Source organism: Klebsiella sp. HMSC16C06 (assembly GCF_001808325.1).
In the GTDB taxonomy this organism is placed as follows: domain Bacteria; phylum Pseudomonadota; class Gammaproteobacteria; order Enterobacterales; family Enterobacteriaceae; genus Klebsiella; species Klebsiella variicola.
Genome location: NZ_KV793000.1, coordinates 1 through 12,637, shown reverse-complemented (window position 1 = coordinate 12,637; position 12,637 = coordinate 1). Strand labels below are relative to the sequence as shown.

Below are 12,637 nucleotides of genomic sequence, written 5' to 3'. Positions count from 1 at the left end.
TATGTTGGCGAAATCCATTCCGCTCGGCATCTATGAAAAAGCGCTCCCCGCCGGGGAGTGCTGGCTGGAGCGGCTGCAGCTGGCGAAGGCGCTGGGCTTTGATTTTGTGGAAATGTCTCTCGATGAAACGGACGTGCGCCTTGCGCGACTGGACTGGAGCCCCGAGCAGCGTCTGGCGCTGGTCAAGGCGGTGGCTGACACCGGCGTCCGGGTACCATCGATGTGCCTTAGCGCCCATCGCCGTTTTCCGCTGGGTAGTGAAGACGACGCGGTGCGTCATCAGGGGCTGGAAATTATGCGTAAAGCCATCCAGCTGGCGCAGGATGTGGGGATCCGGGTGATCCAGCTGGCAGGCTACGACGTCTATTACCAGCAGGCGAACGATGAGACGCGCCGCCGCTTTCGCGACGGCCTGAAACAGAGCGTCGAAATGGCCAGCCGTGCCCAGGTCACGCTGGCGATGGAGATCATGGATTACCCGCTGATGAACTCGATCAGTAAGGCCTTAGGCTACGCCCATTACCTGAATAATCCGTGGTTCCAGCTTTACCCTGATATCGGCAATCTGTCAGCGTGGGATAACGACGTCCAGATGGAACTGAAGGCGGGGAGCGGGCATATCGTGGCGGTACACGTCAAAGACACGAAACCTGGCGTCTTTAAAAACGTGCCGTTTGGCGAAGGGGTGGTCGATTTTGAACGCTGCTTCGAAACGCTCAAGCAGACCGGCTACTGCGGACCGTATCTGATTGAGATGTGGAGCGAAACCAGCGCTGATCCGCTGGCGGAGGTGGCGAAGGCACGTGACTGGGTGAAGGCGCGGATGGCCCGCGCGGGCCTGATGGAGGCGGCGTAATGCAACAGCTGAAACAGCAGGTGTTCGAGGCCAATATGGATCTGCCGCGCTACGGTCTGGTGACCTTCACCTGGGGCAATGTCAGCGCCATTGACCGGCAGCGCGGGCTGGTGGCGATCAAGCCCAGCGGCGTCGCCTATGAGACCATGAAGGCGGACGATATGGTTGTCGTGGATCTTGAGGGCAACGTGGTGGAAGGGCTGTATCGCCCCTCCTCTGATACCGCCACCCATCTGGCGCTCTATCGTCGTTATCCCGACCTTGGCGGAGTGGTGCATACCCACTCGACGCATGCCACCGCCTGGGCGCAGGCGGGGCTGGCGATCCCGGCGCTTGGCACCACCCATGCGGACTACTTCTTCGGTGATATCCCCTGTACCCGGGCGCTTAGCGCACAGGAGGTGGACGAGGCTTACGAGCTGAACACCGGGCAGGTGATTATCGAAACGCTGGGCGCGTCGAATCCGCTGCATACGCCTGGGATCGTCGTCTATCAGCACGGGCCGTTTGCCTGGGGCAAAGACGCCCACGAGGCGGTACACAACGCGGTGGTGATGGAAGAAGTGGCGCGCATGGCGTGGATTGCCCGCGGGATTAATCCGCAGTTGCAGCCCATCGATAGCTGGCTGATGAATAAGCATTTTCAGCGTAAGCATGGGCCAAACGCCTACTATGGGCAAAAGTAGATAGCGCGCTCCGGGGCTTTCACCCCTCACGGTGAAGCAACTGGTCTGGCCCCGGAGCCGTTTTTTTAGCCCTGACGATAGGCCGACGGCATCACGCGCATGCCGATGAGCGTGACCATACAAATTATCGCGCCGGCGTAAAACGTCGAGGCGGCGCCGAAGGTTTCCCACAGTACCCCTGCGCCGGTACTGGCCAGCAGCAGCGCCAGGCCGCTCATCAGGTTGAACATACCGAATGCCGTACCGCGTAGTTCCGGCGGCGCGGTATGCGCAACCATCGCTGCCAGCAGGCCCTGGGTCATTCCCATATGAATCCCCCACAGCGCGACGCCGAGCAGCAGCGTACTCCAGTGGCCGCTGAGCGCCAGCACGATATCGGCGAGGATCAGCACCAGCAGTCCCCACTGCAGCAGTTTGCTGTGGCTCATGCTGTCTGAGAGTTTACCGAACGGGTAAGCCGTGAGGCTGTAGACCAGGTTCATCGCCACCATCACCAGCGGGATGGTAAACAGCGGGATCTCCATCTGCTGGGCGCGCAGCACCAGAAAGGCTTCGCTGAAGCGGGCGAGGGTGAAGATGCTGCCGATGGCGACTACCCACCAGTAGGCGGCGGAGAGCTTTTTCAGGTTTTCGCGCTTCAGCGGATTGCTGCGTTTGTGTGCGATGGCGGATTTTGGCTCCTGCAGGCCAAACCCGAGCAGGAGAATGGAGAGCACGGCGGGAATGACCGCCACCCAGAAAATAGCGTGAAAATCGTTGGCCCAGATAAACATCAGCAGCACCGCCAGCAGCGGGCCGAGAAAGGCGCCGACGGTATCCAGCGCCTGGCGAAGCCCGTAGGCGGCGCCGCGGATCTCCGGCGGGGTGACGTCGGCAACCAGCGCATCGCGCGGCGCGCCGCGAATACCTTTGCCTACGCGGTCAATCATGCGGGCGCTAAACACCACTCCGGCGGTGGGGGCGATGGCAAACAGCGGCTTACTGAGCGCGCCCAGGCCGTATCCCAGCAGCGCCAGTCCTTTGCGCTTGCCGACATAGTCGCTGATCACGCCGGAGAAGACTTTCAGGATCAGGGCGGTGGCTTCCGCCAGTCCCTCGATAAGACCGATAATTATCACGCTGGCGCCGAGGGTGGTGGCCATAAACAACGGTAAGAGGCTGTGGATCATCTCGGAGGAGACATCCATCAGCAGGCTGACGCCGCCGAGTACCCAAACGCCTTTGGGGATACGGCCTAAGGTGGCGAAACGCGGAACCATCAATCACTCCTGATTATCAAATGGCGAGTGGCTGATTAAATCAGGTTGCGATGGCGCTGATAAGTCGGTTTGTAAAATAATTCTCAATTGCGTTTAGGTGAAAACCTCGCTTCGCCCCTCGCGAAGAGAGGCGAAGAGTCGGCCTGGCGCTAACGGTATATCACCGCGCTGGCGCGAAGCGGGCCGTTGGTTTCGGGTTCGTGCATCAGGATAGGCTGAAAGTATTTCGCCCCCTGCGCATCGCTCATCTGGCTAAGGGCCTGCTCGGCCTCGTGCTCAGTGGCCATATTGTGATTGATATAGATAACGCCGAGGCTCTGCACGTCGTCCATGTTGCGGGCCTGACGTTCGGTGATTTGGATAGCTGCCAGCGCGTTGGCGCTGAAGAAAAGCGCAGCCATCATGGCGATGATTTTCAGTTTCATATACTACGCTCCTGACTGACAGTCCTGACGCTGACTCGGGGGCTCTCCTGTGGTCGTTTGGCTCTGATATAAGTGTAATCGCTGCGCGTTCGTCGCATGGCGACCTTTTCTGATGCAGTCGTTCAAAAAAATGCCGCTTCCTTTATTGGTTAATTTTAAATCACCCACTTAGCGCCACTTGGCGCTTAGTGCGAATTATTTGTGCAAATCCGCTTGTGTTCCTGGGGGGGCGCCATTAGAATGACGCGTCAATTTTTCAGCCGCCCTTTAACACGTTCCTTGCCTCCATGGGCCGCGGCTGACCCAGACAGGAGGCTGAATAATCCGTAAGGAGCAATTCGATGCGTCATTACGAAATCGTTTTTATGGTCCATCCTGACCAGAGCGAACAGGTTCCGGGCATGATCGAACGTTACACTGGTGCAATCACTGCAGCAGCAGGTACGATCCACCGTCTGGAAGACTGGGGCCGCCGTCAGCTGGCTTATCCGATCAACAAACTGCACAAAGCTCACTACGTTCTGCTGAACGTTGAAGCGCCGCAGGAAGCGATCGATGAGCTGGAAACTAACTTCCGCTTCAACGACGCCGTTATCCGCAGCATGGTAATGCGTACTAAGCACGCTGTTACCGAAGCATCTCCGATGGTTAAAGCGAAAGACGAGCGCCGTGAGCGTCGCGAAGATTTCGCCAACGAAACCGCAGATGATTCTGAAGCTGGGGATTCTGAAGAGTAATCCTGATGACCAACCGTCTGGAGCTGTCCGGCATTATTTGCAGGACTCCACTTCGTAAGGTCAGCCCGTCAGGAATTCCTCACTGCCAGTTCGTGCTTGAGCATCGTTCAGTGCAGGAGGAAGCCGGTTTTCACCGGCAGGCATGGTGTCAAATGCCCGTTATTATTAGCGGTCACGAAAACCAGGCCATTACTCACAGTATAACGGTCGGTAGCGCAGTAACCGTTCGAGGGTTCATCTCTTGCCATAAGGCAAAGAACGGCTTGAGCAAAATGGTTCTGCATGCCGAGCAGATTGAATTGATAGATTCTGGAGACTAGCCATATGGCACGTTATTTCCGTCGTCGCAAGTTCTGCCGTTTCACCGCGGAAGGCGTTCAAGAGATCGACTATAAAGATATCGCTACGCTGAAAAACTACATCACCGAAAGCGGTAAGATTGTCCCGAGCCGTATCACCGGTACCCGTGCAAAATACCAGCGTCAGCTGGCTCGCGCTATCAAACGCGCTCGCTACCTGTCCCTGCTGCCGTACACTGATCGTCATCAGTAATCGGTCACGGTCCATTAATACGACTTTGAGAGGATAAGGTAATGCAAGTTATTCTGCTTGATAAAGTAGCAAACCTGGGTAGCCTGGGTGATCAGGTTAACGTTAAAGCGGGCTACGCTCGTAACTTCCTGGTCCCGCAGGGTAAAGCTGTTCCTGCTACCAAGAAAAACGTTGAATTCTTCGAAGCACGTCGCGCTGAACTGGAAGCCAAACTGGCTGACGTTCTGTCAGCTGCTGAAGCTCGTGCTGCGCAGATCAACGCCCTGGAATCCGTAACCATCGCGTCCAAAGCTGGCGACGAAGGTAAACTGTTCGGTTCCATCGGTACTCGCGACATCGCTGACGCTGTTACTGCAGCAGGCGTTAAAGTTGCTAAGAGCGAAGTTCGCCTGCCGAACGGCGTTCTGCGTAACGTTGGCGAGCACGAAGTGGACTTCCAGGTTCACAGCGAAGTATTCGCTAAAGTTATCATCAACGTGGTTGCTGAGTAATCGGCCTCTGACGTTCTGGTAACAACAAATCGCCGGCCTTGTGCCGGCGTTTTGCTTTTTAGCGCCTTTCATTTTGCGGCGGCGTAACGCTTGCTGTCGTCTTCTCCGCTATCGCGCACGCACAAAGCTGCCGTTCGACTGGCGGGTAAACAACACCTGCTGGCCGTTGCCGGTATCGATAGTGAGGCCGGTGACTACGCCGTTGGCGTTCTGCCGAATTTGCACCGTCTGTCCGCTCTGCAACGTGCTTAATGGTTTGCCAGCGCCTTCAACCTGCGCCATCGCGTAGACGTCGGTGGCCGGCAGCCCATGATCGCGGAACAGCTGGGCCAGGGTTTTGCCTGACTCGATGCGATAGGTCCGCCACTGCTGCTCAATGCCCGGTGCGGACTGCTGCTGCGAGGATTGATACGGTTGGGAAGCAGGCTGCTGCGTCTGCGCCTGATCTGGCTGCTCGTCCTGAATCGGCTCCGGGGCGACGGGCGCCATCTGATCGGCATCGCTTACGGTCGGCGTATTGGTGATCGGCGGGAGCGGAACGGCCTGATTGCCGCCAGCTTGCGGCTGGGACTGTGACTGCAGGTTCAGATTCGCTTCACGGCTGGTGGAGGCCGGGCTTTGGTTATCGTCGGCGGGGAGCAGAATACCGATAATGACTAACAGGAAGCCAGCGATGATACCCCGGCGGTGCATCGGAGGCAGCGGGTCCAGGAGGCGAAAATCATCCGGAGCGTGCCAGATTTTCGCCAGAATAGATGTCAGTTCAACGCGCCCGGGCATGGCTTTCCTCCTGCTCCGCATATTTTTATCCTGCATATGAGTATAGATGGCTAACGTCCTGATGACCGGAACAAAGTGAAGTTAACCTGATGCCGCCTATTGTTTCTTTTTCGCTGAGATTTGTCATCATCCGCCGACAAAGTTTTACCCATTTCGCTATGGCTGTTATGCTTTCGCACGCTTTTCTCTTGATGTTTATCACCCAAAAAGGAACAACGATGGCAACCCCAACTTTTGACACTATCGAAGCGCAGGCAAGTTACGGTATCGGCTTGCAGGTTGGACAACAGCTGAGCGAATCCGGCCTGCAGGGGCTGCTGCCGGAAGCGCTGGTAGCGGGTATCGCTGATGCGCTGGAAGGTAACCAGCCGCAGGTGCCGGTAGAAGCCGTTCACCGTGCGCTGCGTGAAATCCACGAGCGTGCTGACGCCGTACGCCGCGAACGTTTCCAGGCCATGGCCGCCGACGGCCAGAAATACCTCGATGAAAACCGCGAGAAAGAGGGTGTGAATAGCACCGAATCTGGTCTGCAGTTCCGCGTACTGACCCAGGGCGAAGGCCCGATCCCGGCACGTACCGACCGCGTACGCGTGCACTACACCGGCAAACTGATCGACGGCACCGTCTTCGACAGCTCCGTCGCCCGTGGTGAGCCAGCTGAATTCCCGGTGACCGGCGTGATCGGCGGCTGGATTGAAGCGCTGACCCTGATGCCGGTCGGTTCTAAATGGGAACTGACGATCCCGCACAACCTGGCCTACGGCGAACGCGGCGCTGGCGCGTCGATTCCTCCGTTCAGCACCCTGATCTTCGAAGTTGAACTGCTGGATATTATCTAAACAGCAGAGGCTTCCTCTTCCCCTGAGGTGGGGGAAGCCGCAAAAATAGCGTAAAATCCTTAAGTTAAAAATTAATTAGAATTATGTTTTGCATTCATCGCGTATGGGTGTATTTTTGTGAGCTATTTCGCGGTGGATGAGTGATATAACACTCACTTTAAACATAAAATTAACATTATATCTAAATCATAGTATTCATCCCTCCGATTCTTACCTAATATCGACTAGCCCTTGCTGGGGTTAATGACAGACGACGGGCCATCAGAGCCTGAACAACACAGACAGGTACAACAGGAAGAAATCACATGGTAGATCAGGTTAAAGTCGCTGCTATTGAGCAGGAGCCGACTGAACAATCGCTACGGCGAAATCTCACAAACCGACATATTCAGCTGATTGCGATTGGCGGGGCGATCGGCACTGGGTTATTTATGGGTTCTGGCAAAACTATCAGCCTTGCCGGGCCATCTATTATTTTTGTTTATATGATTATCGGTTTTATGCTGTTTTTCGTTATGCGAGCCATGGGCGAATTACTGCTGTCGAACCTCGAATATAAATCCTTCAGCGATTTTGCGGCCGATCTGCTGGGGCCGTGGGCGGGTTACTTTACCGGCTGGACCTATTGGTTCTGTTGGGTCGTCACCGGAATGGCGGACGTAGTGGCGATCACCGCCTACGCGCAGTTCTGGTTTCCCGGACTCTCCGACTGGGTCGCCTCGCTGGCGGTGATCCTGCTGCTGCTGGGCCTGAACCTGGCCACCGTCAAAATGTTTGGCGAAATGGAGTTCTGGTTCGCGATGATCAAAATCGTCGCCATTGTGGCGCTAATCGTCGTCGGCCTGGTGATGGTCATGATGCATTTCAAATCGCCGACCGGCGTCGAAGCCTCTTTCGCCCATCTGTGGAATGACGGCGGCTGGTTCCCGAAAGGGCTGAGCGGCTTCTTTGCCGGCTTCCAGATTGCGGTGTTCGCCTTCGTGGGGATTGAGCTGGTGGGGACCACCGCCGCCGAAACCAAAGACCCGGAGAAATCCCTGCCACGGGCGATTAACTCCATCCCGCTGCGTATCATTATGTTCTACGTCTTCGCGCTGATTGTGATTATGTCGGTGACGCCGTGGAGCTCCGTGGTGCCGAGCAAGAGCCCGTTCGTTGAGCTGTTCGTGCTGGTCGGCCTGCCGGCGGCGGCGAGCCTGATCAACTTTGTGGTGCTGACTTCCGCAGCCTCCTCGGCCAACAGCGGCGTGTTCTCTACCAGCCGTATGTTGTTCGGTCTGGCGCAGGATGGTCAGGCGCCGAAGATGTTCGCCAAGCTGTCGAAGCGTGCGGTGCCGGCGAAGGGTTTAACCTTCTCCTGCATGTGCCTGCTGGGCGGTGTGGTCATGCTGATGGTCAACCCGAGCGTGATTGCCGCGTTCACCATGATCACCACGGTGTCGGCGATCCTGTTTATGTTCGTCTGGACGATTATCCTCTGCTCTTATCTGGTCTACCGTAAAAAGCGCCCGCAGCTGCATGAAAAGTCCAAATACAAGATGCCGCTGGGCAAATTCATGTGCTGGGTGTGCATGGCCTTCTTCGTCTTCGTACTGGTGCTGTTGACCCTGGAAGATGATACCCGTGAAGCGCTGATGGTCACCCCGCTGTGGTTTGTTCTGCTGGGCGCGGGCTGGCTGTTTGCCGGCAAAAAACGTCTGTCGAAATAAAAAAGGCCACCCGGAGTGGCCAAAGTAAGACGGACAATGTCGAGGGCGCCTGCGGGCGCCTTTTTATTTTCCGGCAAGGGCGCGCGGGAACAGTACGTTATTTTCCAGACTGATGTGCTCCATCAGATCGTCAATCATCTCGTTGATACCGTTATACATCGCCTTCCAGGTGGTGCAGGCTTCCGGCGGCGGCGTCACGTTATGGGTGATGTGCTTAATGACCTCCAGCAGTTCACCCGCTTCATCGTGCTCGCTTTCCATTACGCTGATCGGACCCCCGGCCTGGGCGCCCATCCCCTGTTTGATCATCGGGAACAGGATCTGCTCCTCTTTCATCATGTGGCTGGAGAGTTCCTGATGCAGCATGGTCAGGTATTTGGTCAGCCCTTTCGGCACGTTCGGTTTATCGGCATGCACACGTTCAACCTTGGTGGCCTGCAGGATCAGCTCCGGCAGCTGTTCGCGGTGCCGGTCGTGATAGCGGACGATGATATGGTCGATAATCTCCGGGAGGGGCGCCGCGCGCCAGTCGCGGGAGAGGGGCTGCTCGGCCAGTTTCGCCAGCTCGGCTTCAATCACCGCGACATCCAGCGCTTTCCGCGATGCAGCGCGCGCCAGGGTCTGTTTGCCGCCGCAGCAGTAATCCATATCGTATTGACGGAACAGGGCGGAGGCGCGCGGGATGGTCAGCGCCAGCTCGCCTAAAGGTTGGTCACGGAAAGCCATAGCAGTTACCTCGTCATCAGGAATATAAGATGTATTTTAAATGCATCTTTTTGGCGAGGGAATACCCCTTAAGGAGGCCTGGCTACTTTTTTTCGTCCGTCAGCGGCTGCAGCATCGGTTTTTCCGGTCTGGCGCGTACGGCGGAGACCACGCCGAGCACCAGCAACAGGATCCCGCTCAGGGTCAGCAGCGGCGGTAAACTTTGCCGCAGCAGGAAGGTATACAGCAGCCCGGCCAGAGTTTCGAAGACGATCAGCGGCCCGAGGATCACCGTCGGCAGCCGCTGGCTGGCGATATTCCAGCACAGCGCGCCGACCCATGAGCAGAGCACCGCGATGGCCAGCATCAGCGTAATGAACACCGCCGGGCGCGGGCCGAAGGGCAGGGGAAACCCGGCCTGCTGGCCGTGCAGCCAGGCGCAGGCGGCGAGATAGCCGGCCAGCGAAACCGGAAGCGTGACCAGTGCCTGAGCGGTAGCCCACATCATCGGCGGCTGATGCGGATTTTCCCGCAACCAGCGGGCGTTGCGCAGGGCATACCAGGCCCAGCAGGCCACCGATCCCAGCGCCAGCGCGATGCCGGAGCCGTAGCGCCACGGGCTAAAATCAGGCACCCCCTGGCGCAGTTCTGCGACGTTAACGCAGATCAGGCCCACGGCGATGCAGACCAGCGCCGGAAACAGACGCCGCCACGGCAGCTTTCCGTCGCGCTGGCTGTAGAGCAGATTGGCGAAGACCGGCAAGACCACCGGCAGCGTGCCGATAATCATGGTGGAGACCGGCGCCCCGGTGCGCTGAATGGCGCTGGCCAGGCAGGCGTAATAGATAAGATTTCCCATCATCGTCAGGCCCAGCGCAGTCCACCAGTCGTTGCGGCTCAGCTGGCGCAAACGCGCGCGCCCGAGCCACGCCAGCGGCAGGGCGATCAGGCCCAGCGCCAGATAGCGCCCCATCGACTGCAGCATCGCCGGGTACTCTGGCACCAGCAGAGGCCCGACAAAAATTAATCCCCACATCAGCCCCGCCAGCAGGGCGTACAGCACACCACTAATCATCATTGCATCCGTTTTCATCACTGTTGGTCTGCAGTGTAGAAGGGGGCCGGGCAGGAATATTGTATGAGATTGCGCATTAGCGCCTGGCGACCTGCTTCTGATAGCGCACCGGCGTAATGCCGTAACGCAGGGTGAAGGCGCGGGTCAGGTGGGACTGGTCGGTGAGGCCGACGGCTATCGCCACTTCGGCGGCGGGCATACCGTGGGTGAGAAACGCTTTGGCGCGCCACAGACGAATGGCCATCAGCATCTGATGGGGCGTCACGTGATAGTGGGCTTTAAACTGGCGCTGAAAGTGGTATGGGCTAAGCGCCGCCACCTGCGCTAGCTCGTCGAGGGTGATGGGGCGCATATAGTTATCGTGCAGGTAGTCGCGCACCCGGTCGAAGCGATGCCCGGCCTCACCCTGCGCAGAGGCATGGTGGGCCAGAGGGCGGAAGGCGTCGATGAGGTCGAGCAGCAGTCCCTGCTGGGCCAGCGGATCGTCGCTATGCCACAGGCCATAAATCAGCTGGCCAATCTGTCGGGAACGCAGGGGATCCTCGCGGACCACCTCGCTGAACCACCAGTCGCGCACCCCGGTGATGGCTTCCAGACGGTCCGGCTCCAGATAAATCATCCGGTAGCGCCAGCCGTCAGCGGTTTCCGCTTCGCCGGTATGCAGCTCGTCGGGATTCATGGTGACAATGGCGTTCGCGGCGGCGATATGCTGGCTGCCGCGGTAGCGAAAGCGTTCAGCGCCTTGCTCAATCACACCGATGCCGAAGGCTTCGTGGGTATGGGGTTCAAAGGCGTAGCGAGAGATATGGGCGTGGTAAAGCTCCACCCCGGGCAGCTGTTCGAGATGGCGAAAGCGCGCGCGGTCTTTTTCATCACTAAATTGGGGTGGTACGCCCTGCATGCCTGCCTCCCGACGGTTATCCCTTCAATATGAGAGAGGAACCGCCGGGACGCAACCGCAAAAGCTGACAGGGGTGGTTACAGAATGCCTTTCACGCTTTCAGCAAGGGAGGTGGTCGGACGGCCGATCAGCGTACTCAGGGTGCGGCTGTCGTCAAACAGCCCGCCTTTCGACGCGCCGACATCGGAATCCGCCAGCATATCCGCCAGACCCGCCGGCAGACCGACGCTTTTCAGCGCGGCGGCGAAATCGGCTTCGCTGAGGTTCTGGTAGACCACGTTTTTTCCGCTTTGCGTGCTCAGCTCAGCAGCCAGGTCGCTCAGCGTCCAGGCGTTATCACCCGCCAGTTCGTAAATCTTCCCTTCATGGCCTTCACCGGCGATAACGCGGGCGGCAGCGGCGGCATAATCCGCGCGGGTGGCGGAGGCAATTTTACCCTCGCCGGCGGCGCCGATAAACACGCCATGCTCCAGCGCCGGCGGTGCGCTGGCCAGATAGTTTTCGGTATACCAGCCATTGCGCAGCAGGGCGTAAGCGATACCAGAGTCGGCCAGCATCTGCTCGGTTTCAATATGCTCTGCGGCCAGGCCCAGCGGTGAGGTGTCGGCGTGCAGCAGGCTGGTGTAGGCGATGAATGTCACCCCAGCGGCTTTGGCGGCGTTGATGACGTTGCGGTGCTGAACGGCGCGCTGACCGACTTCGCTGGAGGAGATTAACAGCAGTTTATCCACGCCCTGCAGCGCGGCGGTCAGTGCCGCTTCGTCGCTATAGTCGGCCTGACGGACAACGACGCCCTGCTGGCTGAGGGACTGGGCTTTGGCCGGGTTGCGGACAATTGCCACAATCTGGCTGGCAGGGACGGTTTTTAACAGGTCTTGCAGAACGTAGTGGCCAAGCTGGCCGGTGGCACCGGTAAGGGCGATCATGGGTCTTCTCCTTCGTGTTTAGTGGCAGTTGTGGTAAGCTAACACCTTAACTAACTTTTAGTAAGTACGTACAAAAAGGTAAGTGTGAAAATGGCCGAACCGACGCTGAGCGAGAAACTGCGCAACGGCAACCTGTTTGCGGAACAGTGCCCGTCGCGCGATGTGCTTAAACATGTCACCAGTCGCTGGGGCGTGTTGATTCTGGTGGCGCTGCGCGAGGGGACCCATCGCTTCAGCGATCTGCGCCGCAAAATGGGCGGGGTCAGCGAAAAGATGCTGGCGCAGTCGCTGCAGGCCCTGGAGCAGGATGGTTTTATTGACCGCGTCTCTTATCCGGTGGTACCGCCACACGTTGAATATAGCCTGACGCCGCTCGGCCTGCAGGTGAGCGAGAAAGTGGCGGCGCTGGCGGACTGGATCGAGAGCAATCTGCCTGCGGTGTTGGCTAACCACGGGGAGTGAAAATGTATCACTCCCTGTAGCCCCGCCACCGGGGAGATATTCCCGGATAGCGGCTGGCGTCTTATCCGGGCTACCAGCCAGCCCCGGTTTGTAGCCCCGGTAAGCGCAGCGCCGCCGGGGAGATGTACCCGGATAGCGGCTGGCGTCTTATCCGGGCTACCAGCCAGCCCCGGTAAGCGCAACGCCACCGGGGAGATGTACCCGGATAGCGGCTGGCGTCTTATCCGGGCTACC

At 58.3% G+C, this 12,637-nt stretch carries 16 protein-coding genes; 9 read left to right on the top strand and 7 right to left on the bottom strand.

What is annotated here, in order from left to right:
- Position 1: 1 nt before the first annotated feature.
- Together HMPREF3142_RS11345 and HMPREF3142_RS11340 are read left to right on the top strand one after the other, a co-directional pair.
- On the top strand, positions 2–856 hold the full coding sequence (locus HMPREF3142_RS11345; RefSeq protein ID WP_008807178.1) for an L-ribulose-5-phosphate 3-epimerase: 855 nt from the start codon (positions 2–4) through the stop codon (positions 854–856).
- On the top strand, positions 856–1,542 hold the full coding sequence (locus tag HMPREF3142_RS11340; protein ID WP_012969108.1) for an L-ribulose-5-phosphate 4-epimerase: 687 nt from the start codon (positions 856–858) through the stop codon (positions 1,540–1,542). Before HMPREF3142_RS11345 ends, HMPREF3142_RS11340 begins: the two co-directional genes overlap by 1 nt.
- A gap of 65 nt (positions 1,543–1,607) precedes the next feature.
- Here the strand turns inward: HMPREF3142_RS11340 and HMPREF3142_RS11335 are convergent, their stop codons facing one another.
- Both HMPREF3142_RS11335 and HMPREF3142_RS11330 read right to left on the bottom strand, forming a co-directional pair.
- The gene (locus HMPREF3142_RS11335) at positions 1,608–2,801 is read right to left on the bottom strand and encodes an MFS transporter (protein WP_008807176.1); all 1,194 of its coding nucleotides are present in this window, start codon (positions 2,799–2,801) and stop codon (positions 1,608–1,610) included.
- 149 nt (positions 2,802–2,950) lie between these two features.
- Positions 2,951–3,226, bottom strand: coding sequence for a YdgH/BhsA/McbA family protein (locus HMPREF3142_RS11330; RefSeq protein ID WP_002885689.1), 276 nt, complete (start codon positions 3,224–3,226; stop codon positions 2,951–2,953).
- Between the two features lie 341 nt (positions 3,227–3,567).
- On the opposite strand from HMPREF3142_RS11330, the gene rpsF reads away from it, so the two are divergent.
- From rpsF to rplI, 4 genes are read left to right on the top strand one after another with little or no spacing between them, the layout of a single operon-like run.
- The gene (gene rpsF / locus HMPREF3142_RS11325; RefSeq protein ID WP_008807174.1) at positions 3,568–3,963 is read left to right on the top strand and encodes a 30S ribosomal protein S6; all 396 of its coding nucleotides are present in this window, start codon (positions 3,568–3,570) and stop codon (positions 3,961–3,963) included.
- Between the two features lie 5 nt (positions 3,964–3,968).
- Positions 3,969–4,283, top strand: a complete 315-nt coding sequence (gene priB / locus HMPREF3142_RS11320) for a primosomal replication protein N (RefSeq protein WP_002885722.1) — start codon at positions 3,969–3,971, stop codon at positions 4,281–4,283.
- A gap of 4 nt (positions 4,284–4,287) precedes the next feature.
- Positions 4,288–4,515: a 30S ribosomal protein S18 gene (gene rpsR, locus HMPREF3142_RS11315; protein ID WP_000135199.1), complete on the top strand. Its 228-nt coding sequence runs from the start codon at positions 4,288–4,290 to the stop codon at positions 4,513–4,515.
- A 41-nt stretch (positions 4,516–4,556) separates the two neighbouring features.
- Positions 4,557–5,006, top strand: coding sequence for a 50S ribosomal protein L9 (gene rplI, locus HMPREF3142_RS11310; RefSeq protein ID WP_008807173.1), 450 nt, complete (start codon positions 4,557–4,559; stop codon positions 5,004–5,006).
- Between the two features lie 108 nt (positions 5,007–5,114).
- Here the strand turns inward: rplI and HMPREF3142_RS11305 are convergent, their stop codons facing one another.
- Complete coding sequence (locus tag HMPREF3142_RS11305; protein ID WP_012543105.1) at positions 5,115–5,786, bottom strand: LysM-like peptidoglycan-binding domain-containing protein; 672 nt, start codon at positions 5,784–5,786, stop codon at positions 5,115–5,117.
- A 218-nt stretch (positions 5,787–6,004) separates the two neighbouring features.
- Here HMPREF3142_RS11305 and fklB point away from each other — a divergent pair, with 218 nt between their 5' ends.
- Together fklB and cycA are read left to right on the top strand one after the other, a co-directional pair.
- The gene (gene fklB / locus HMPREF3142_RS11300) at positions 6,005–6,625 is read left to right on the top strand and encodes an FKBP-type peptidyl-prolyl cis-trans isomerase (protein ID WP_002886687.1); all 621 of its coding nucleotides are present in this window, start codon (positions 6,005–6,007) and stop codon (positions 6,623–6,625) included.
- Between the two features lie 305 nt (positions 6,626–6,930).
- Positions 6,931–8,334 (top strand): D-serine/D-alanine/glycine transporter, encoded by a 1,404-nt coding sequence (cycA, locus tag HMPREF3142_RS11295; RefSeq protein ID WP_016160155.1) that lies wholly within the window; start codon positions 6,931–6,933, stop codon positions 8,332–8,334.
- Positions 8,335–8,397: 63 nt separating this feature from the next.
- On the opposite strand, the gene ytfE is transcribed toward cycA, so the two are convergent.
- The 4 genes from ytfE to HMPREF3142_RS11275 all read right to left on the bottom strand — a co-directional run bounded on the left by ytfE (position 8,398) and on the right by HMPREF3142_RS11275 (position 11,941).
- Complete coding sequence (gene ytfE, locus HMPREF3142_RS11290; RefSeq protein ID WP_012543104.1) at positions 8,398–9,060, bottom strand: iron-sulfur cluster repair protein YtfE; 663 nt, start codon at positions 9,058–9,060, stop codon at positions 8,398–8,400.
- An 82-nt stretch (positions 9,061–9,142) separates the two neighbouring features.
- Complete coding sequence (locus HMPREF3142_RS11285; protein ID WP_032741379.1) at positions 9,143–10,114, bottom strand: DMT family transporter; 972 nt, start codon at positions 10,112–10,114, stop codon at positions 9,143–9,145.
- A gap of 76 nt (positions 10,115–10,190) precedes the next feature.
- A complete protein-coding gene (locus tag HMPREF3142_RS11280; protein WP_012543102.1) occupies positions 10,191–11,015 on the bottom strand; it encodes an AraC family transcriptional regulator in 825 nt (274 codons plus the stop codon).
- 77 nt (positions 11,016–11,092) lie between these two features.
- The gene (locus HMPREF3142_RS11275; RefSeq protein ID WP_008807166.1) at positions 11,093–11,941 is read right to left on the bottom strand and encodes an SDR family oxidoreductase; all 849 of its coding nucleotides are present in this window, start codon (positions 11,939–11,941) and stop codon (positions 11,093–11,095) included.
- 90 nt (positions 11,942–12,031) lie between these two features.
- Here HMPREF3142_RS11275 and HMPREF3142_RS11270 point away from each other — a divergent pair, with 90 nt between their 5' ends.
- The gene (locus HMPREF3142_RS11270) at positions 12,032–12,403 is read left to right on the top strand and encodes a winged helix-turn-helix transcriptional regulator (RefSeq protein WP_012543100.1); all 372 of its coding nucleotides are present in this window, start codon (positions 12,032–12,034) and stop codon (positions 12,401–12,403) included.
- The last annotated feature ends 234 nt before the right edge of the window (positions 12,404–12,637 follow it).

Coding starts and splice junctions, on each gene's coding strand:
- HMPREF3142_RS11345 (WP_008807178.1), top strand. CDS start 2: ATGTTGGCGAAATCCATTCCGCTCGGCATCTATGAAAAAGCGCTCCCC.
- HMPREF3142_RS11340 (WP_012969108.1), top strand. CDS start 856: ATGCAACAGCTGAAACAGCAGGTGTTCGAGGCCAATATGGATCTGCCG.
- HMPREF3142_RS11335 (WP_008807176.1), bottom strand. CDS start 2,801: ATGGTTCCGCGTTTCGCCACCTTAGGCCGTATCCCCAAAGGCGTTTGG.
- HMPREF3142_RS11330 (WP_002885689.1), bottom strand. CDS start 3,226: ATGAAACTGAAAATCATCGCCATGATGGCTGCGCTTTTCTTCAGCGCC.
- rpsF (WP_008807174.1), top strand. CDS start 3,568: ATGCGTCATTACGAAATCGTTTTTATGGTCCATCCTGACCAGAGCGAA.
- priB (WP_002885722.1), top strand. CDS start 3,969: ATGACCAACCGTCTGGAGCTGTCCGGCATTATTTGCAGGACTCCACTT.
- rpsR (WP_000135199.1), top strand. CDS start 4,288: ATGGCACGTTATTTCCGTCGTCGCAAGTTCTGCCGTTTCACCGCGGAA.
- rplI (WP_008807173.1), top strand. CDS start 4,557: ATGCAAGTTATTCTGCTTGATAAAGTAGCAAACCTGGGTAGCCTGGGT.
- HMPREF3142_RS11305 (WP_012543105.1), bottom strand. CDS start 5,786: ATGCCCGGGCGCGTTGAACTGACATCTATTCTGGCGAAAATCTGGCAC.
- fklB (WP_002886687.1), top strand. CDS start 6,005: ATGGCAACCCCAACTTTTGACACTATCGAAGCGCAGGCAAGTTACGGT.
- cycA (WP_016160155.1), top strand. CDS start 6,931: ATGGTAGATCAGGTTAAAGTCGCTGCTATTGAGCAGGAGCCGACTGAA.
- ytfE (WP_012543104.1), bottom strand. CDS start 9,060: ATGGCTTTCCGTGACCAACCTTTAGGCGAGCTGGCGCTGACCATCCCG.
- HMPREF3142_RS11285 (WP_032741379.1), bottom strand. CDS start 10,114: ATGATTAGTGGTGTGCTGTACGCCCTGCTGGCGGGGCTGATGTGGGGA.
- HMPREF3142_RS11280 (WP_012543102.1), bottom strand. CDS start 11,015: ATGCAGGGCGTACCACCCCAATTTAGTGATGAAAAAGACCGCGCGCGC.
- HMPREF3142_RS11275 (WP_008807166.1), bottom strand. CDS start 11,941: ATGATCGCCCTTACCGGTGCCACCGGCCAGCTTGGCCACTACGTTCTG.
- HMPREF3142_RS11270 (WP_012543100.1), top strand. CDS start 12,032: ATGGCCGAACCGACGCTGAGCGAGAAACTGCGCAACGGCAACCTGTTT.